General features: G+C 67.1%; 17 protein-coding genes. 10 read left to right on the top strand and 7 right to left on the bottom strand.

The features are described from left to right. Positions 1–122: 122 nt before the first annotated feature. Both clpS and clpA read left to right on the top strand, forming a co-directional pair. Entirely contained in the window at positions 123–455 is a 333-nt protein-coding gene (clpS, locus tag ACKTTN_RS08720; protein ID WP_407909460.1) for an ATP-dependent Clp protease adapter ClpS, read from the top strand. A 62-nt stretch (positions 456–517) separates the two neighbouring features. Then, positions 518–2,797, top strand: coding sequence for an ATP-dependent Clp protease ATP-binding subunit ClpA (gene clpA, locus ACKTTN_RS08725; RefSeq protein WP_407909461.1), 2,280 nt, complete (start codon positions 518–520; stop codon positions 2,795–2,797). Positions 2,798–2,869: 72 nt separating this feature from the next. Here clpA and infA read toward each other — a convergent pair whose 3' ends face one another. From infA to trxB, 4 genes are all read right to left on the bottom strand, one after another. Then, the gene (gene infA / locus ACKTTN_RS08730; protein WP_027083105.1) at positions 2,870–3,088 is read right to left on the bottom strand and encodes a translation initiation factor IF-1; all 219 of its coding nucleotides are present in this window, start codon (positions 3,086–3,088) and stop codon (positions 2,870–2,872) included. An 85-nt stretch (positions 3,089–3,173) separates the two neighbouring features. Next, complete coding sequence (gene aat, locus ACKTTN_RS08735) at positions 3,174–3,920, bottom strand: leucyl/phenylalanyl-tRNA--protein transferase (protein WP_407909462.1); 747 nt, start codon at positions 3,918–3,920, stop codon at positions 3,174–3,176. Further along, positions 3,917–5,047, bottom strand: a complete 1,131-nt coding sequence (locus ACKTTN_RS08740) for a GNAT family N-acetyltransferase (protein WP_407909463.1) — start codon at positions 5,045–5,047, stop codon at positions 3,917–3,919. The genes aat and ACKTTN_RS08740 overlap by 4 nt, the downstream gene beginning before the upstream one ends. Positions 5,048–5,068: 21 nt before the next feature. Further along, a complete protein-coding gene (trxB, locus tag ACKTTN_RS08745) occupies positions 5,069–6,022 on the bottom strand; it encodes a thioredoxin-disulfide reductase (protein ID WP_407909464.1) in 954 nt (317 codons plus the stop codon). Positions 6,023–6,246: 224 nt separating this feature from the next. Between trxB and ACKTTN_RS08750 the strand changes: the two genes are divergently transcribed. The 5 genes from ACKTTN_RS08750 (at position 6,247) to ACKTTN_RS08770 (ending at position 12,869) form a co-directional block, all read left to right on the top strand. After that, on the top strand, positions 6,247–7,314 hold the full coding sequence (locus ACKTTN_RS08750) for an alanine dehydrogenase (RefSeq protein WP_407909465.1): 1,068 nt from the start codon (positions 6,247–6,249) through the stop codon (positions 7,312–7,314). 209 nt (positions 7,315–7,523) lie between these two features. Next, positions 7,524–9,824 carry a DNA translocase FtsK gene (locus ACKTTN_RS08755; RefSeq protein ID WP_407909466.1) on the top strand — a complete coding sequence of 767 codons (2,301 nt, stop codon included), beginning with the start codon at positions 7,524–7,526 and terminating at the stop codon, positions 9,822–9,824. Between the two features lie 97 nt (positions 9,825–9,921). Beyond that, positions 9,922–10,545, top strand: coding sequence for an outer membrane lipoprotein chaperone LolA (gene lolA, locus ACKTTN_RS08760; protein WP_407909467.1), 624 nt, complete (start codon positions 9,922–9,924; stop codon positions 10,543–10,545). A 213-nt stretch (positions 10,546–10,758) separates the two neighbouring features. Continuing rightward, positions 10,759–11,463, top strand: coding sequence for a hypothetical protein (locus ACKTTN_RS08765; RefSeq protein WP_407909468.1), 705 nt, complete (start codon positions 10,759–10,761; stop codon positions 11,461–11,463). A 119-nt stretch (positions 11,464–11,582) separates the two neighbouring features. Next, entirely contained in the window at positions 11,583–12,869 is a 1,287-nt protein-coding gene (locus ACKTTN_RS08770; protein ID WP_407910054.1) for a replication-associated recombination protein A, read from the top strand. Between the two features lie 42 nt (positions 12,870–12,911). On the opposite strand, the gene ACKTTN_RS08775 is transcribed toward ACKTTN_RS08770, so the two are convergent. Genes ACKTTN_RS08775 through ACKTTN_RS08785 form a run of 3 tightly spaced genes read right to left on the bottom strand, consistent with a single transcriptional unit; the run spans position 12,912 to position 15,668 of the window. Continuing rightward, on the bottom strand, positions 12,912–13,355 hold the full coding sequence (locus ACKTTN_RS08775; protein WP_407909469.1) for a hypothetical protein: 444 nt from the start codon (positions 13,353–13,355) through the stop codon (positions 12,912–12,914). Positions 13,356–13,360: 5 nt separating this feature from the next. Next, positions 13,361–14,365: an NAD-dependent epimerase gene (locus ACKTTN_RS08780; protein WP_407909470.1), complete on the bottom strand. Its 1,005-nt coding sequence runs from the start codon at positions 14,363–14,365 to the stop codon at positions 13,361–13,363. Positions 14,366–14,375: 10 nt separating this feature from the next. Then, complete coding sequence (locus tag ACKTTN_RS08785; RefSeq protein ID WP_407909471.1) at positions 14,376–15,668, bottom strand: nucleotide sugar dehydrogenase; 1,293 nt, start codon at positions 15,666–15,668, stop codon at positions 14,376–14,378. 140 nt (positions 15,669–15,808) lie between these two features. Between ACKTTN_RS08785 and ACKTTN_RS08790 the strand changes: the two genes are divergently transcribed. The 3 genes from ACKTTN_RS08790 (at position 15,809) to ACKTTN_RS08800 (ending at position 17,399) form a co-directional block, all read left to right on the top strand. After that, complete coding sequence (locus ACKTTN_RS08790; RefSeq protein WP_407909472.1) at positions 15,809–16,207, top strand: hypothetical protein; 399 nt, start codon at positions 15,809–15,811, stop codon at positions 16,205–16,207. Between the two features lie 475 nt (positions 16,208–16,682). Beyond that, complete coding sequence (locus ACKTTN_RS08795; RefSeq protein WP_407909473.1) at positions 16,683–17,033, top strand: HU family DNA-binding protein; 351 nt, start codon at positions 16,683–16,685, stop codon at positions 17,031–17,033. A 72-nt stretch (positions 17,034–17,105) separates the two neighbouring features. Further along, a complete protein-coding gene (locus tag ACKTTN_RS08800) occupies positions 17,106–17,399 on the top strand; it encodes a hypothetical protein (protein ID WP_407909474.1) in 294 nt (97 codons plus the stop codon). The last annotated feature ends 144 nt before the right edge of the window (positions 17,400–17,543 follow it).

Genomic DNA, 17,543 nt, shown 5'->3' on the forward strand with positions numbered 1-17,543 from the left:
CAGTGTCACCGTCGGAACGGTGCGATCGGAGCTGCGCAGCATGATCGTTCCCATGAATCCAAAGCGGCATTCTGCCGGGGCTGCGCAGCGGCCGTCCATGTCGCGCGATTTATACTGGTGCGATGCCGAAGCACACCCCGCACGAACAGGAACACCACGGTCAGCAAGGCCTCGCGGTCGAGACCAGCCGGCCGGAAGTCGCGCCGCCACCGATGTATTCGGTGCTTTTGCTGAACGACGATTACACGCCGATGGATTTCGTCGTCGACGTCCTGACCCGTTTTTTTTCGATGAATATCGAAAATGCAACGCAGGTCATGCTTCACGTGCACACCCGCGGCCGCGGCGTTTGCGGCGTTTTCACGCGCGAAATTGCCGAATCGAAAGTGTCGCAGGTGAACGAATACGCAAGAATCAATCAGCATCCCTTGTTGTGCACGATGGAAAAGGCCTAAAAGCGGTTTAAACCGCGCTACCGGCCCCCATCTGGTAACGCAGACGCTTCGGAGGCTTCCACATGTTCAGCAAGGATCTCGAGTACAGCATCGGGCAGTGCTACAAGCGCGCCCGCGAGGCTCGACACGAATTCATGACCGTCGAGCACCTGCTTCTGGCACTGCTCGACAACCCGTCCGCGGAAGGCGTCCTGCGCGCCTGCGAAGCGGACACGCCGCGCCTGCGCCGCGAGCTCGACGAGGCCATCGCCACGTCGGTCGCGGTGCTGCCCGACGACAGCGATCGCGACACGCAGCCCACGCTGGGTTTCCAGCGCGTCCTGCAGCGCGCGGTCTACCACGTGCAATCGTCCGGAAAGAAGGAAGTCACGGGCGCGAACGTCCTGGTCGCCATCTTCGGCGAAAAGGATTCGCACGCGGTCTACTTCCTCAATCAGCAGGACATCGCGCGGCTCGACGTCGTCAACTACCTGTCGCACGGCATCAGCAAGCAGGGCGGGGAAGAGTCCGGTCGCGAGGAAGGCCAGGGCGGGCAGGAAGGTGGGGACGGCGAGGGCAAGGGTGACGCGCTCACCGAGTTCGCGACGAACCTCAACCAGCTCGCGCGAGAGGGCAAGATCGATCCGCTCGTCGGTCGCGCCGACGAAGTCGAGCGCACGATCCAGGTGCTCTGCCGCCGCCGCAAGAACAACCCGCTCTACGTGGGCGAGGCCGGCGTGGGCAAGACCGCGATCGCCGAAGGGCTCGCCAAGCGCATCGTCGATGACGACGTCCCCGAGGTGCTGAGCGACGCCACCATCTACGCGCTCGACCTCGGTGCGCTCGTCGCGGGCACCAAGTACCGCGGCGACTTCGAAAAGCGCCTGAAGTCCGTGCTGCAGCAGCTGCGCAAGATTCCGGGCGCCGTGCTCTTCATCGACGAGATCCACACCATCATCGGCGCGGGTTCCGCATCGGGCGGCACGATGGACGCGTCGAACCTGATCAAGCCGGCGCTGTCGTCGGGTGAGCTGCGCTGCATCGGCTCCACCACGTTCCAGGAATACCGCGGCATCTTCGAGAAGGACCGCGCGCTTGCACGTCGCTTCCAGAAGATCGACATCGTCGAGCCGACGGTGAGCGAAGCCGTGGAAATCCTGCGTGGCCTGCGCCCGAAGTACGAGGCGCACCACGGCGTGAGCTATGCCGACGACGCGATCCAGGCGGCGGTCGACCTGTCGGTCAAGCACATCGGCGATCGCCTGCTGCCCGACAAGGCCATCGACGTCATCGACGAGGCGGGCGCGCGCCAGCGCCTTCTGCCGGAGGACCAGCGCAAGCTGGTGATCGACGTCGAAGAGGTCGAGACCATCGTCGCCAAGATGGCGCGCATCCCGGCCAAGCAGGTCACCGCGACCGACAAGGACGTGCTGCGCAACCTGGAGCGCAACCTGAAGATGGTGATCTTCGGTCAGGACCCGGCGATCGATTCGCTGACGTCCGCGATCAAGCTCGCGCGTTCGGGGCTGGCGAATCCCGACAAGCCGATCGGCAACTTCCTGTTCGCCGGCCCGACCGGCGTCGGCAAGACCGAAGTGACCAAGCAGCTCGCGATGCAGCTCGGCATCGAGCTGGTGCGCTTCGATATGTCGGAATACATGGAGGCGCATTCGGTGAGCCGTCTGATCGGCGCGCCTCCGGGCTACGTCGGTTTCGACCAGGGCGGCCTGCTGACCGAGAAGATCGTCAAGACGCCGCACTGCGTGCTGCTGCTCGACGAGATCGAGAAGGCGCATCCGGACATCTTCAACATCCTGCTGCAGGTCATGGACCGCGGCATGCTGACCGACACCAACGGTCGCGAAGCGAATTTCCGCAACGTGATCCTGGTGATGACGACGAATGCCGGTGCTTCGCAGGCATCGCGTCGTTCGATCGGTTTCACCAAGCAGGACCATGCGTCGGATGCGATGGAGGTGATCCGTCGCAGCTTCTCGCCGGAGTTCCGCAACCGCCTCGATGCGATCGTGCAGTTCCAGGCGCTGGGGATGGATCACATCCTGCGCGTGGTCGACAAGTTCCTCATCGAGCTCGAAGCGCAGCTGCACGAGAAGAACGTCACGCTCAGCGCGACGCCGGAAGCCCGCGATTGGCTCGCCAAGCACGGCTTCGACCCGCAGATGGGTGCGCGCCCGATGGCCCGCATCATCCAGGAGAACATCAAGCGTCCGCTGGCGGACGAGTTGCTGTTCGGCAAGCTGGTCGCGGGTGGTCGCGTGTCGATCGACGTGCGCGACGACAAGCTGGTCGTCGAAGCGACGGCGGAACCGGAGAAGCTGTTGCCGGCGACCGTCGAGCACTGACGGACACCCGGAACAGCGGAAACGAAAAAGGCGGCCTTCGGGCCGCCTTTCTTTTGGGTCGCACCGCCGCGATTACTTCATGCGGTACGTGATGCGGCCCTTGGTGAGGTCGTACGGCGTCATTTCGACCTTGACCCGGTCGCCGGTGAGGATGCGGATGTAGTTCTTCCGCATGCGACCGGAGATGTGGGCAATGATCTCGTGGCCGTTTTCGAGGCGAACGCGGAACATCGTGTTCGGAAGCGTTTCCGACACGGTGCCTTCGAATTCGATCACGTCGTCTTTTGCCATGGGGTCCTTGGTAGTTCACTGGAGCGGGCGTATGAAGCCGTGGATTGTGCCACGCGGGGCGGAACCGGCGCAAAACGCGGCCGCTTCAGGCGCAGGGCCGGGCCAGCTGGCGGGCGGGCAGGTCGCCGAAAGCTGCGGTCCACGAGCCTTCCGGACCGGGCAAATCGACTAGCCGGCCGATGGCGTCGAGGAACTCCGTCCGCGGCCATCGCTCTGCGCCCAGCGACAGCAGGTGCGGGTTCTCGACCTGTGCGTCGATCAGCGGCCAGCCCCACTCGACGAGGCGATGGGCGAGGCCAGCGATCGCGACCTTCGAGCCGCCGGTCCGCTGACTGAACATGCTCTCCCCGAAGAACATCCGGCCGATCGCGACCCCGTAGATCCCGCCGACCAGCACGTCGCCGTCCCAGGCCTCGACCGAGTGGGCGTGGCCGAGGCGGTGCAGGTCGACGTAGGCGTCGCGCATGGTCGCGGTGATCCAGGTGCCGCGCTGGCCGTGGCGCGGTATGCCGGCGCAACGGTCGATGACCGACTCGAAAGCGGTGTCGGCACGGAGCGTCCACTCGCAGCTGCGCAGGCCGCGACGGAAACGGCGGGACGTGGCGACACTGCCCGTCCGGAACACGGTGCGCGGGTCGGGCGACCACCATAGCGGCGGCTCGCCGTCGGAGAACCACGGAAAAATGCCGGCGCGATACGCCGCGAGAAGGCGCCGCGGGTGAAGGTCGCCACCCATCGCCAGCAGGCCGTCGGGTTCCTGCAGGGCGGTCGACGGATCGGGAAACGGCGCTTCGGGCGCGTCGTCGAGCCACGGCAGTCGCAACGGGCTCATGTGGCCGTCTCTCGGAACGGACTGCTCTGGCGCAGACGTCGCGCATACGCGGTCACCGCGTCGCGCTCCTCCGCGCACCAGCCCGAGAGTGCTTCGCGGAACGCGGGCTCGCCGATCCAGTGACGACTGCGCACCAGCGTCGGCAGGAAACCGCGCGACAACTTGTGCTCGCCCTGCGCCCCCGGTTCGAAGCGGCGTAGGCCTTCGCGCAGGCAGTAGTCGAGCCCCTGGTAGTAGCAGGTTTCGAAATGCAGGCCAGGATGCTGTTCGATCGCGCCCCAGTAGCGACCGTACAGCGTGTCGCCACCGCGCAGGCACAACGCCCCGGCGATCGGTTGACCGTTGCGCTCGGCGAGCACGATGACCAGCGAGCGCGGCATCGTTCGCGCGAGATGCCGCAGGAAGCCGAGCGTGATCGCTGGGCGATTGCCGTACTCCGCGAACGTCTGCAGGTAGAAGTGATGCATCGCTTCGACGTCGGCGTCGCAGGCCTCGTCGCCGTGCACGATGCGGAACGCGATGCCGGCACGCGCAACCTTCGCGCGCTCCTGTCGGATGTTCTTGCGGTGCTTGTGGTCCATCGCCGCAAGGAACGCGTCGAAGTCACACCAGTCGCCGGTATTTTCCCAGTGGTATTGCACGTCGGCACGCGCGAGCCAGCCGTCGTCGAACGCCCGATCGTCTGCCGCGGCGTGGAAATTGACGTGCGCAGACGAAAAGCCGTCGTCGCAGGCATCGTGCAGCGCGGTGACGAGCACGCGCTGCGCGGCGTCGTCAGCGGCAAGCAATCTCGGCCCGGTCACGGGCGAGTAGGGCACCGCACAGAGCAGCTTGGGAAAGTAGTCGAGGCCGTAGCGCGCGTACGCGTGGGCCCATGCGTGGTCGAACACGAATTCGCCGTGCGAGTTGGTCTTTGCGTAGCACGGCGCTGCGGCGACGAGTTCATCGCCGCGCCAGACGGTGAGATGACGCGGCGTCCATCCGAGGCGCGGTTGCACGCAACCGGTCGATTCCATGCCTGACAAGAATGCATGGCGGACGAAGGGATTCGCGTCGCCAGCGAGCGAATCCCACGCGGCGGCGTCGACATTCGCCAGCCGCTCGATCCATCGCGTGCGCAGCGTCATCGCAGCGCGCGCGTGCCGGCGTCAGCCGGCCTTGTCGAGATAGCGCTCCGCATCGAGTGCCGCCATGCAGCCGGAGCCGGCCGAGGTGATCGCCTGGCGATAGTGCTGGTCCGCGACGTCGCCGGCGGCGAAAACACCGGGCACGTTCGTGGCGGTCGCATTGCCTTCGATGCCCGACTGCACGGTGATGTAGCCGTTCGACATCGCCAGCTGGCCTTCGAACAGCGCGGTGTTCGGCGTGTGGCCGATCGCGACGAAGAAGCCGTGGACGGGAATCTCGCGGGTCGATTCATCAAGCACCGAGCGTACGCGCAGCGCGGTGACGCCGGCTTCGTTGCCGAGCACTTCGTCGACCGTGTGGTGCCACACCGGCTCGATCTTCCCGGCCTGGATCTTCGCGAACAGCTTGTCCTGCATGATCTTTTCGGCGCGCAGCGTGTCGCGGCGATGCACCAGGTAGACCTTGCGCGCGATGTTCGCGAGGTAGAGCGCTTCCTCGACCGCGGTGTTGCCGCCGCCGACGATCGCGACGTCCTGGTCCTTGTAGAAGAAGCCATCGCAGGTCGCGCAGGCGGAGACGCCGCGGCCCTTGAACGCGTCTTCCGACGGCAGGCCGAGGTACTTCGCGGTTGCGCCGGTCGCGATGATCAGCCCGTCGCAGGTGTACTCGCCGCTGTCGCCGCGCAGGCGGAACGGGCGCTGCGACAGGTCGGCGGTGTGGATGTGGTCGAAGATCACTTCGGTGTTGAAGCGCTCGGCATGCGCCTGCATGCGCGCCATCAGGTCCGGACCCATGAGGCCGTGCGCGTCGCCCGGCCAGTTGTCCACCTCGGTGGTCGTCATCAGCTGGCCGCCCATCTGCAGGCCGGTGATGACCACGGGTTTCAGGTTCGCGCGGGCCGCGTACACCGCGGCGCTCCAGCCGGCAGGGCCGGAGCCGAGGATGATCAGCCGCGAGTGCTTCGAAAGGGTCATGGATATAATGGCGAGTTATGTGATGCGTGCGTTTCGGCACGCGGAACGATGCGCTTGCGAATGCATCATTCCGCGGCTGCGAACGGACGCCGGAAGCGCCATAGCTTGGCGGTCGCATGACGGCAGCACAAGGCGCGACGGGCGGAGACAGCGTTCCGTCGCCGCGCCATCCCACCCCTGCAGACCGCGCGCGACGATTCGCGACGCGCGCTCCGGAGACAGCAATGCGCATCGGTGTACCCAAGGAAACCAAGACCCTCGAAGGGCGCGTCGCGCTCGTTCCGGCTGCGGCCGGTGATCTCGTCAAGCGCGGCCACGAGGTGTGGCTGGAGCAGGGCGCGGGCCTGAAGAGCGGCTTCAAGGACGACGAGTACACCCGCTTGGGCGTGAAGATCGCTCCGGACGCCGCCGCGCTGTACGAGAAGGGCGAGCTGATCGTGAAGGTGAAGGAGCCGATCGCTGGCGACCTCGCACTGCTGCGCAAGGACCACCTGCTGTTCTGCTACCTCCACCTCGCTGCCGAGCCGGCGCTGACGAAGCAGCTGCTCGACATCGGCCTGACCGGCGTTGCGTTCGAAACCGTCGAGATGCCGAACGGCGATCTGCCGCTGCTGGCGCCCATGTCGGTGATCGCGGGCAAGATCGGCGTGCAGGTCGGTACGCACCTGCTGCACCAGCCCATGGGCGGCAAGGGCAAGCTGCTGGGCGGTTTGTCAGCGACGGAGCGTGGCAAGGTCGTCGTGTTCGGCGCCGGTCGCGCCGGCGGTGCTTCGGCCGCGCTCGCTGCGTCGGGCGGCGCGAACGTCACCGTCTTCGAAATGCGCGAAGACCGCATGGACGAGATGATGCGCCTGGGCAACAACGTCACCGCGCTGTATCCGTACCACGACGTCGTCGCGCGCGAAGTCGCGTCGGCGGACCTCGTGATCGGTGCGGTGCTGGTCACCGGCGCGAAGGCGCCGCACGTGATGACGCGCGAGATGCTGAAGGGCATGGAGGACGGCTCGGTAGTGGTCGACATCGCCATCGACCAGGGCGGCTGCTTCGAGACCTCGCGTCCGACCACCTGGAAGGAGCCGACCTACGTGGAAGAGGGCGTGACCCACTTCTGCGTGACCAACATGCCGGGCGCCGTGCCCCAGACCTCGTCGCAGGCGATCTGCGCGGCGATCCTGCCGTGGGTGAACAAGCTGGCCTCGGGCGACTGGCGCGGCAACCAGGCGCTGATCCGCGGCATCAACGTGGAGGGCGGCAAGATCGTCCACCCGGCGTTGCAGGACATGGTGCTCTGATCCGCTGAGACGGCGCGTCCGCAGACTCTGCGGGACCGGTCGCCAAGGCGGCCGGTCGGACCGGCGCTGGCGGTTTGCAGCGCCGGTTTTCACGTATATTCAACGACTAAGACGCTCGACCTAAGGCTGCATCTCACGTGGCGCAGGCGCCAGCTGCAACCCGCAAGAAGGCCGCGAACGCGGCCGCACCCCCGTCGCCGCGGCCCGGAATGTCTCCGGGGCGCCAGCGCATGGCGCGCGATATCTCGCTGATCTTCATCGCGCCCGCGCTGCTGTATCTGGTCGCGACGCTGTTCACGTACTCGCCGCAGGATCCGGGCTGGACCAGCTCCGGCGCGGTGACGACGCCGCTGCACAACGTGGGCGGTTCGATCGGCGCGATCATCGCCGACATCATCTTCAATCTGCTCGGCTTCGCGGCCTACCTGCTGCCGGTGATCCTCGGCGCGATCGTCTGGATCGCGATGTTCCAGAAGGACAGCGAGGTCGAGAAGAGCGACCTGACCCCCGCATTGCGGCTGGTCGGGCTGGTCGCATTCCTGATCGCGATGACCGGCCTGCTGCATCTGCGTCTGGGCACGGTCGACGCCGATCTTTCGCGCGCGGGCGGCATCCTCGGCCGCCTCGTCGGCCGCTCACTGGCGCGTGGCTTCGGGCAGCTCGGCGGCAACCTGTTCCTGTTGGCCCTGCTGCTGACGTCGGTGACGCTGGCGACGGGGCTGTCCTGGCTGCATGTCATGGATCGCCTCGGCGGCTGGGTGCTCGCCGCGGGCCCATTCGTCTCGAAGGTGTTCCGCCGTAGCGCCCGCGAAGTGGTCGAGCGCCGCGAGGTCAGCGTGCTCCGCGAGGAGCGTGAGCAGGTGCGCAAGGTCGAGACAGAGAAGCGCGAAAAGCGCGCGCCGGTGAAGATCGAACCGCCGCCGGCGCCGGTCGTTGAAAAGAGCGAACGCGCGAAGCGTGAGCAGCAGATCCCGCTGTTCCACGTGCCCGACGGCACCGGCATTCCGCCGCTCGCGTTGCTGGACGACCCGAAGCCGCAGCCGAAGGGCTACGACCCGGACACGCTGGAGACGCTGTCGCGCCAAATTGAGTTCAAACTCAAGGACTTCCGGATCGATGCTCACGTAGTGGGTGCATATCCGGGTCCCGTCATCACGCGTTTCGAGATCGAACCTGCGCCCGGCATCAAAGTCAGCCAGATTTCCAGTCTGGATAAGGACATAGCGCGTGGACTTTCAGTAAAGTCTGTGCGCGTGGTCGACGTCATTCCGGGCAAGTCGGTGATCGGCCTGGAGATCCCGAACGTCAACCGGGAAATGATCTACCTGTCGGAACTCCTTCGTTCGAAGGAATACGACAAGTCGACCAGCCCGCTCACGCTCGCGCTTGGCAAGGACATCGCGGGCCGGCCCACGGTCGCCGACCTCGCGCGCATGCCGCACCTGCTGGTGGCCGGTACGACCGGTTCGGGCAAGTCCGTCGCGGTGAACGCGATGGTGCTGTCGCTGCTCTACAAGGCGTCGGCGAAGGACGTGCGGCTGCTGATGATCGACCCGAAGATGCTGGAACTCAGCGTCTACCAGGGCATTCCGCACCTTCTCGCGCCGGTCGTGACCGACATGAAGGAGGCGGCGAACGGCCTGCGCTGGTGCGTGGCCGAGATGGAGCGCCGCTACAAGCTGATGTCGGCCGTGGGCGTTCGAAACCTCGGCGGTTTCAACAAGAAGGTGACCGACGCGATCAACGCCGGGCAGCCGCTGATGGACCCGCTGTTCCGACCGAATGCGGAAGCGGGTGAGGTGCCCCGCCAGCTCGAGCCGCTGCCGCACATCGTCATCTTCATCGACGAATTCGCCGACATGATGATGATCGTCGGCAAGAAGGTCGAAGAGCTCATCGCGCGCCTGGCGCAGAAGTCGCGCGCCGCGGGCATGCACCTGATCCTCGCGACGCAGCGGCCTTCGGTGGACGTCATCACCGGCCTGATCAAAGCGAACATCCCGACGCGCATCGCGTTCCAGGTGTCGTCCAAGATCGACTCCCGCACGATCCTCGACCAGTCGGGCGCGGAGACGCTGCTCGGCCACGGCGACATGCTGTACATGCCGCCCGGAACGTCGATGCCCGAACGCGTGCACGGCGCGTTCGTGAGCGACGAGGAAGTGCATCGCGTCGTGGAGCATCTCAAGCAGATCGGAGGCGGGCCGGATTACATCGAGGGCGTGCTCGACGAAGTGCAGACGATGGGAGACGGCGTCGTCGTCGGCGCGACCGGGCTTCCCGAATCGAGCGGCGGTGGCGGCGACGAGTCCGACCCGCTGTACGACGAGGCCGTTCGCATCGTGACGGAGAGCCGTCGCGCGTCGATCTCGGGCGTCCAGCGGCGCCTGAAGATCGGCTACAACCGCGCCGCGCGCCTGATCGAGGCGATGGAAGCGGCAGGCGTGGTGACGCCGCCCGAGCACAACGGCGATCGCAGCGTGCTGGCGCCACCTCCGCCCAAGCACTGACGTCGCGCTGAAGGCGGGGACGTGCCGACGGCGTCGCTCGCACCCTGTTCATGAAACGCCGCACAGACTCGCGGCAGACCTTTTTCTGGAGATCGCCATGCGTTCCATGACGACCCTGGCCGCCGCCGGCCTGATGCTTTTCGCGGGGGTCGCCTCCGCAGGCGCGCGCGACCAGCTCAACACGTTCACCAAGGGCCTGAAGACGCTCGACGGACGCTTCACGCAGCAGGTCTTCGACCAGAAGGGCAAGCTCAAGGAGTCGAGCAGCGGACGCGTGTCGCTGTCGGCGCCGAAGCAGTTCCGTTGGGAGTACGCCAAACCGTATCCGCAGCAGATCGTTGCCGACGGCACGACGGTGTGGATCTACGAGCCCGACCTGCAACAAGTGACCAAGCGACCGCAGGGCGCGGAGGAACGCACCAGCCCGCTCGCTGCGCTGACCGACCCGTCGCGCCTCGACGCGCAGTTCAAGGTGCAGGAGGCCGGCACGGCGAACGGTCTGGAATGGCTGACGCTCACGCCCAAGGGTGACGCCGCGGCGTCCGGCTTCCGCAGCGCCAGGCTGGGCTTCGGGCCGACGGGATTGGCGCGGATGCAGGTCGTCGACCAGCTGGGTCAGCGCACCGATATCAGCTTCAGCGACCTCAAGCGCAACGCGCCGCTTCCCGCGGCCACGTTCCGGTTCGCCGTGCCGAAGGGCGTCGACGTCATCGGCGGCTGACACGAGAGCAGGGCATCGATTGAGGGGGCGGGCGACCGCCCCTTTTTCGTGTCCGCCGATCCCGCGATTGCGACCGTCGGGTGAAGACGTCGAAACATGCCTTAACCGTTTGGAAAGACTGGAGTTTTTGCGCAGGCGATATCACGGATCGTCCACGCGCCGATCCCGAGAGTGGCCTTCACACGACGCATCGCGTCCCGCAAGGCCCCTGCAATGCCGCTTCGCAGCACGCTCCTCTCGGTCGGCACCTTCGCCGCTCTCGCCACCACCTCCCTCGTCGCCGGCCACCACGCCGCGCCGGGGGCTCCGCTGGCAGCCCGTCCCGTCGCACCGGCCGCGGCTTCGCGCGTCGAAGCACGCGAGCAGGTGGACGACGCCGTGGCCGCATCGGTGATCGGTAGCATCACGCGCCAGTTCGACACCTCGGACGTGGTCGTGCAGCTCGGCAAGGTGCAGGTCCGCCCCGCGAGCATCCAGGACCGCCAGGTCACCGGCGACGGCCGCCTTCGTATCGACGGGCAGGGCGAGTGGATTCCGTTCCGCTTCGCCGCGATGTACGACACCGCGAGCACCGAGGTGACCTACCCGCAGCTCGAGCTCGGCGGTGGCGACGGCAAGGCTGTCGTGGCGGGCTCGCCGCTGGCGGTCTCGCTCGATCGCCAGGTCGCAAAGGCGCTGCAGGGCGAGTTCCAGAGCCAGCCGGTGAAGTGGACCTCGGGCAAGGTCGACGCGACCAACGTCGGGCGCTTCGTGCGCGTCAACGGCGAAGGTCTGGTCGACTTCGGACCGGACGGTTCGACGCCCGCGCAGGTGCAGGGGCTGTACGACAGCGTGGCGCACCGCTGGGTGCGCGTGCATTACGAACTCGGCCCGGGCAGCGAGTGGTCGGCCACAACGACCGGCATCGCGAGCCTCTGACGCGCGGCTGCTAAGGTGCGGGGCCCGTCCCCGCATCGCACGCCGTGGCCCGACGTCCCTCACTTTTCGTTCGCGACGACGACCCCGCCGTCGATTCGCTGCGTCCGCTCGCCGAGCGCATGCGTCCGCGCACGCTGGACGAGATGGTCGGCCAGAAGCGACTGCTCGCGCCCAACTCGGCGCTACGACGCGCCGTCGAATCCGGGCGCGTGCACTCGATGGTGCTGTGGGGCCCGCCGGGCTGCGGAAAGACAACGCTCGCGCTGTTGCTCGCGCACTATGCCGACGCTGAATTTCGCGCGATTTCCGCGGTGCTGTCCGGCCTTCCCGAAGTGCGGCAGGTGCTGGCCGAGGCCGCCGACCGGTTCGCCGAAGGTCGTCGCACCGTGTTGTTCGTCGACGAGGTGCACCGCTTCAACAAGGCGCAGCAGGACGCATTCCTTCCGGCGATCGAACGCGGCACGATCGTCTTCGTCGGTGCGACCACCGAGAACCCGTCGTTCGAACTGAACTCCGCGCTGCTGTCGCGATGCCGCGTGCACGTGATGGAAGCGGTCGCGGTCGACGACCTGGTCGAGGCGTTGCACCGCGCGCTTTCCGACGCGGAGCGCGGGCTCGGCGGTCTCGGGCTGCAGGTCGACGAGGAACTATTGCGCCAGATCGCGACCGCGGCCGACGGCGACGTCCGTCGCGCGCTGACGCTGTTGGAAATCGCCGCCGAACTCGCGACGGGCGAGGGCGGCCGCATCACCGAAACCACGCTCGCGCAGGTGCTGGCCGACCGCACGCGCCGCTTCGACAAGGGCGGCGAGCAGTTCTACGACCAGATCTCGGCGCTGCACAAATCGGTGCGCAGCTCCAACCCCGACGCCGCGATCTACTGGCTCGCGCGCATGCTCGACGGCGGCGCCGACCCGAACTACCTCGCACGACGCATCACGCGCATGGCGGTGGAGGACATCGGACTCGCCGACCCGCGCGCGCTCGAAATGGCGATCGATGCTTGGGAAACGTTCGACCGCCTCGGCAGCCCCGAAGGCGAACTGGCACTCGCGCAGGTGGTGATCTATCTCGCCACGACCGCGAAATCGAACGCCGGCTACGTCGCCTGGAACGAGGCGCGCAATGACGTTCGCACCCTGGGAACGCAGGATGTCCCGCTGCATCTGCGCAACGCGCCGACCAAGCTGATGAAGTCGCTCGGTTATTCGAAGGGCTACCAGTACGACCATGACGCCGAAGGCGGCATCGCGCTGGACCAGACGGGTTTTCCGGATGCCATGGGCGAGCGCGTCTATTACCGGCCGGTCGACCGCGGCCTCGAGATCAAACTGGGCGAGAAGCTCGCGCGGTTGCGGCAGCTGCGTGCGGATGCGCGCGGGGACTCGCCGGGCAGCGATTCCTAGCGTCCTTGCAAGCCTGCAAGGAAACGCCGCTACGTCGCTGGACTAGAACTCGAAAGTCACTGAGCCGCCAACGGGCAGCGCCTGCCACTGCGCATCGAGTTCAGCGATGCGATCGCGCACGGCGATGACGTCGTCGATCGTGACCGCCAGTGCCGGGCATTCGCGGGCGCGGCAGGTGACCTGGTAGAGGTCGAGCATCGCTTCCGGCTCGCTGTTCCCGCCCGACCACGCGTCGCCCTGGAAGACTTCGACCAGGCGCTCGACGCCGTCGCTTTCGGGCTCCGCATCCATCCGGAAGTTCGCGGCTTCGCCATGGCTCACGCGCGTCAGGAAACCGCGCTTGTGCAGCACGCTTTCGACCGCGTAATGCACCATGTCGTGCGGAATGATGCGCTGCTTCGGGCAGTCGATGGTTTCGACGCTGCCGCCCCGATCGACCGTCATCCGGTCGTACTTGCCGCTGCCCTTGGTGAACGAGATCCGCATTCGCGTCAGACCCCGTAATACCCGCGGTACCACTCGACGAACTTCGCGACGCCCGTTTCAACCGGCGTCGACGGCGCATAACCGGTGTCGCGACGCAGCGCTTCGACGTCGGCATAGGTATCGGGCACGTCGCCCGGCTGCATCGGCACGAGGCGACGCTCGGCCTTCCGGCCCAGGCAGTCTTCCAGCACCTCGATGTAGCGCAGCAGTTCGACCGGGCGGTGGCTGCCGATGTTGTAGACCCGGTACGGCGCAGTCGACATCGCGGGCGAAGCGAGCAGCGACGCGTCGTCCGACGCCTGCGGCACCGTGTCGAGCGTGCGGATCACGCCTTCGACGATGTCGTCGATATAGGTGAAATCGCGGCTGTGACGCCCGTGATTGAACACGTCGATCGGCTCGCCGGCGAGGATCTTCCGCGTGAACAGGAACAGCGCCATGTCCGGGCGGCCCCAGGGACCGTAGACCGTGAAGAAGCGCAGGCCCGTCGTCGGCAACGCGTACAGGTGGCTGTACGTGTGCGCCATCAGCTCGTTCGCCTTCTTGGTCGCGGCGTACAGGCTGACGGGGTGGTCGACGCTGTGTTCGACGGCGAACGGCAGCTCGCGATTCGCGCCGTAGACCGAGCTGGACGACGCATACACGAGATGTTCGACGCCGCCATGCCGGCAGGCTTCCAGCACGTTGATGAAGCCGACCAGGTTGCTGTCGATGTAGGCGCGCGGGTTCTCGAGCGAGTAGCGCACGCCGGCCTGCGCCGCGAGGTTGACCACGCGTTGCGGCTTGAACTCGGCGAACGCGCGATCCATCGCCTCGCGGTCCTCGAGCTTGGCGTGCACGAACCGGAAGTCGTGGCCCGGCACGACCCGCGAAAGACGATCGCGCTTGAGTTGCGGGTCGTAATAGTCGTTGAGGTCGTCGAAGCCCAGCACCTCGTCGCCGCGCTCGATCAGGCGCTTGGTGAGGTGGGAACCGATGAAGCCGGCGGCGCCGGTCACGAGCACGCGCATGGCGGGATCCTCAGAGGCGACCGTGGACGAGGTCGCGGGGCAGGGCGCCCTTGACGTCGAAAATGACGGCGTCGCCCGTGCCGAACGCGACGACCGATGCACCGGCATCCTGCACGAACTCCGTGTGCGGCACGGCGAGGACGACGGCGTCGTAGTCGCCAGCCTTCGGGCTATCGACGAGGCGCAGCCCGTGCTCGCGATGCGCTTCCCCGGCATCGACGCGCGGATCGTGCACGTCCACGCGCGCACCGTAGGCAGCGAGCTCCGACACGATGTCGACCACCCGCGTATTGCGCAGGTCGCCGCAGTTCTCCTTGAACGCGAGGCCCAGCACCAGCACGCGCGGATGCGGCGGCGGTGTGTCCTTCGCGGCGATCAGCCGCAGCACGCGCTGCGCGACATGCTCGCCCATCGTGTCGTTGATGCGCCGGCCGGCGAGGATTACCTCGGGGTGGTAGCCGATGCCCTGCGCCTTGTGCGTCAGGTAATAGGGGTCGACGCCGATGCAATGCCCGCCGACCAGGCCTGGGCGAAACGGCAGGAAGTTCCATTTCGTTCCGGCCGCCTCGAGCACTTCGAGTGTGTCGAGCCCGAGTTTCTCGAAGATCAGCGCGAGCTCGTTGACGAGCGCGATGTTGACGTCGCGCTGGATGTTCTCGATGACCTTCGCCGCTTCCGCCACGCGGATGCTCGACGCCAGATGCGTGCCGGCCGGCACCACCGCGCGATACAGCGCGTCGACGAATTGCCCGGCGGCCTCGCTCGAGCCCGACGTCACCTTGACGATGTCGGGCAGCTTGTGGCGACGGTCGCCCGGATTGATGCGTTCGGGGCTGTAGCCGACGTGGAAATCCTCGCGATAGCGCAGGCCGGACTCGCGCTCGAGGATCGGCACGCAGACTTCTTCGGTCGCGCCCGGGTACACCGTCGATTCGTAGATGACGACGCCACCGCGCTTCAACGCGCGGCCAACGGCGCGGCTCGCGGCCTCGAGCGGCGCGAGATCCGGACGCTTGAACTCGTCGACCGGCGTCGGAACGGTGATGATGAAAACATCCCGATCGGCGAGTGCAGCGGCGTCCGACTCGAACCGCAGGCGACTGGCGCGCTGGAAATCGCCGCCGTCGGCTTCGCCGGTGCGGTCGTGGCCGGCGCGCAACTCGTCGATGCGCCCTGCGTCGATGTCGAAGCCGACGGTGTCGTGCGTGGCCCCGAATGCGGTGGCGAGCGGCAGGCCGACATAGCCCAGGCCGACGACGGCGATGCGTGCTTCGGCAAGGACGGGCAGGGGCGTGTCGTGCATGCGGGGTTCCCGTGGCGGCCGCCTATGATGCCGCGTCGGGCCGCGCCCGTCTCGGAGAAGTCCGACACCGCGCTGCGGAACCGGCCGATTCCGAACGCGACGCCGCGACACGATCCTGCCTGCACGACAGGAGGATGGCGATGACGACAAGGATGTTGGCGACAGCAGTCGCCGCGATGTTGGTGCTGGCTGCCACCGCTGCGCAGGCGCAGACCGTGCAGAAGTGCGTGACCCGCGGCGGGCTGGCCCGCTACCAGAGCGAGCCGTGCGCCCGCGGCGAACGCACCGCGGAGATCTGGGACGCGACGCCGGACCCGGTGGCCCCGGCGAGCGACGAGCCGCGACCGCGTACGCGGTCGACGACGCGAAGCCGCACGGCGCGTCGCACGCCGCGAACGAGCGTCGCGATGTTGCAGACGCACGACGAATGCGCCGATGCACGCGCCTACCGGGACGCCGTAGAACGCCGTGCCGGGCTGGCGCGCAACTACGATCTGCTGTCGGCATTGCAGGAGCGCGTGTATCGCGCATGCCGGTGACCATGCGGCGCGCGGCGCGCCGAGGCTTTGCGACGGCCGCGCATTGTGGCATCCGGCCATGACGCGCGGGTCGGCGCGAGATGGCGGACGTCGACCGTCGCTGCGGTCGTGCAGGCGAGGCCGCCCCGGCGTGGCGGCGTCCGTCGCGTCGCCCGTGCACGGACGATCGGTATGCCGCTGCTCCGCACCGGCGACGGACCGAATTGGGCACCGGCCGGACACCGCCGCATCGGACATTCCGATGCCTATCGGCAGGCGCTCGAGGTGGCATCGCAACGCGCACCACGGGCGATCCCCGACTGCTTGACGCGCGCCGAATGCCGCGCATTCCTGCCCGCCGGACGCCGCGAAGCTGCCGCGCGCGAGGAAATTTGGCCGAAAGGCGGGTTTTCAGGCAATAAACGACGAAAACCTCTTGCAACCCGGACGCCGTCGCGCGATAACGCGCATTCCTTCCACCCGGAATCTGCAAACCATGGCGACGAAGAAAGCGAGCGGTACCTCCAAGATCAAGCCGGTGACCGAGCCGCTGGGCAAGAGCGGTCTGGTCAACTTCATCTCCGAGCGTACCGAGCTCGCGGCGCGCGACATCCGCGCTGTCCTTGGCGCCCTCGAGGAAGCCGCGCACGGCTCGCTGCACAAGAAGGGCTGCGGCACGTTCACCTTCCCGGGCATGCTCAAGGTGACCAAGGTCGATGTGCCGGCCAAGCCGAAGCGCAAGGGCATCAACCCGTTCACGAAGGAAGAGCAGTGGTTCGCCGCGAAGCCGGCATCCGTCAAGCTCAAGGCGCGTCCGCTGAAGAAGCTCAAGGACGCGGCGGTCTGATCCGCTTCCAAACCGCCGGCCCCAGGGCCGGCGGTTTTTTTTCGCCCGTACGAAACGCGTAACCTGCACACCATGTCACTCGCCTACGAAGCCGCCCGCGACGCCGTCCTGTCCCTGAGCGACGAGGTCGGGCTGGTCGAACGCCTGGCACGCGCGCACGACGTGCTGGCGACGCTCGACCCCGTCGCGCACCTGCCCGAGCACCTGCGCTTCCGCTTCGAAGAGCTGGTTGCCGACATCGCCTACGGCGCGGACTCGGTACACGCCGCGCTCGCGCGCATGAGCGGCGCCGATCGCCATCGACTGTCCGAACGCATCGTCGCCCTGTTCGCGGAAGTCGCACGCGCATTCCCGGGCGATCTCTGATCGCCGCGACGCCACGCTGATGGCGTAACCGCAGGTCGCTGCGCGACGTCGTCGCGCCGACTGCACGGCTGTCGATCGTTCGGCATCGTGATCGTACTGCGCCGGCCCGTCGCCGGAAGCACGGGCACGGACGGCTCGCCAAGC

The organism is Lysobacter claricitrinus (genome assembly GCF_045866565.1).
GTDB classification, from domain to species: Bacteria; Pseudomonadota; Gammaproteobacteria; order Xanthomonadales; family Xanthomonadaceae; genus Cognatilysobacter; species Cognatilysobacter claricitrinus.

What these genes read in the sequence shown, in the direction of transcription:
- clpS (WP_407909460.1), top strand. Translation starts at nt 123, where the DNA reads ATGCCGAAGCACACCCCGCACGAACAGGAACACCACGGTCAGCAAGGC.
- clpA (WP_407909461.1), top strand. Translation starts at nt 518, where the DNA reads ATGTTCAGCAAGGATCTCGAGTACAGCATCGGGCAGTGCTACAAGCGC.
- infA (WP_027083105.1), bottom strand. Translation starts at nt 3,088, where the DNA reads ATGGCAAAAGACGACGTGATCGAATTCGAAGGCACCGTGTCGGAAACG.
- aat (WP_407909462.1), bottom strand. Translation starts at nt 3,920, where the DNA reads ATGAGCCCGTTGCGACTGCCGTGGCTCGACGACGCGCCCGAAGCGCCG.
- ACKTTN_RS08740 (WP_407909463.1), bottom strand. Translation starts at nt 5,047, where the DNA reads ATGACGCTGCGCACGCGATGGATCGAGCGGCTGGCGAATGTCGACGCC.
- trxB (WP_407909464.1), bottom strand. Translation starts at nt 6,022, where the DNA reads ATGACCCTTTCGAAGCACTCGCGGCTGATCATCCTCGGCTCCGGCCCT.
- ACKTTN_RS08750 (WP_407909465.1), top strand. Translation starts at nt 6,247, where the DNA reads ATGCGCATCGGTGTACCCAAGGAAACCAAGACCCTCGAAGGGCGCGTC.
- ACKTTN_RS08755 (WP_407909466.1), top strand. Translation starts at nt 7,524, where the DNA reads ATGTCTCCGGGGCGCCAGCGCATGGCGCGCGATATCTCGCTGATCTTC.
- lolA (WP_407909467.1), top strand. Translation starts at nt 9,922, where the DNA reads ATGCGTTCCATGACGACCCTGGCCGCCGCCGGCCTGATGCTTTTCGCG.
- ACKTTN_RS08765 (WP_407909468.1), top strand. Translation starts at nt 10,759, where the DNA reads ATGCCGCTTCGCAGCACGCTCCTCTCGGTCGGCACCTTCGCCGCTCTC.
- ACKTTN_RS08770 (WP_407910054.1), top strand. Translation starts at nt 11,583, where the DNA reads ATGCGTCCGCGCACGCTGGACGAGATGGTCGGCCAGAAGCGACTGCTC.
- ACKTTN_RS08775 (WP_407909469.1), bottom strand. Translation starts at nt 13,355, where the DNA reads ATGCGGATCTCGTTCACCAAGGGCAGCGGCAAGTACGACCGGATGACG.
- ACKTTN_RS08780 (WP_407909470.1), bottom strand. Translation starts at nt 14,365, where the DNA reads ATGCGCGTGCTCGTGACCGGCGCCGCCGGCTTCATCGGTTCCCACCTC.
- ACKTTN_RS08785 (WP_407909471.1), bottom strand. Translation starts at nt 15,668, where the DNA reads ATGCACGACACGCCCCTGCCCGTCCTTGCCGAAGCACGCATCGCCGTC.
- ACKTTN_RS08790 (WP_407909472.1), top strand. Translation starts at nt 15,809, where the DNA reads ATGACGACAAGGATGTTGGCGACAGCAGTCGCCGCGATGTTGGTGCTG.
- ACKTTN_RS08795 (WP_407909473.1), top strand. Translation starts at nt 16,683, where the DNA reads ATGGCGACGAAGAAAGCGAGCGGTACCTCCAAGATCAAGCCGGTGACC.
- ACKTTN_RS08800 (WP_407909474.1), top strand. Translation starts at nt 17,106, where the DNA reads ATGTCACTCGCCTACGAAGCCGCCCGCGACGCCGTCCTGTCCCTGAGC.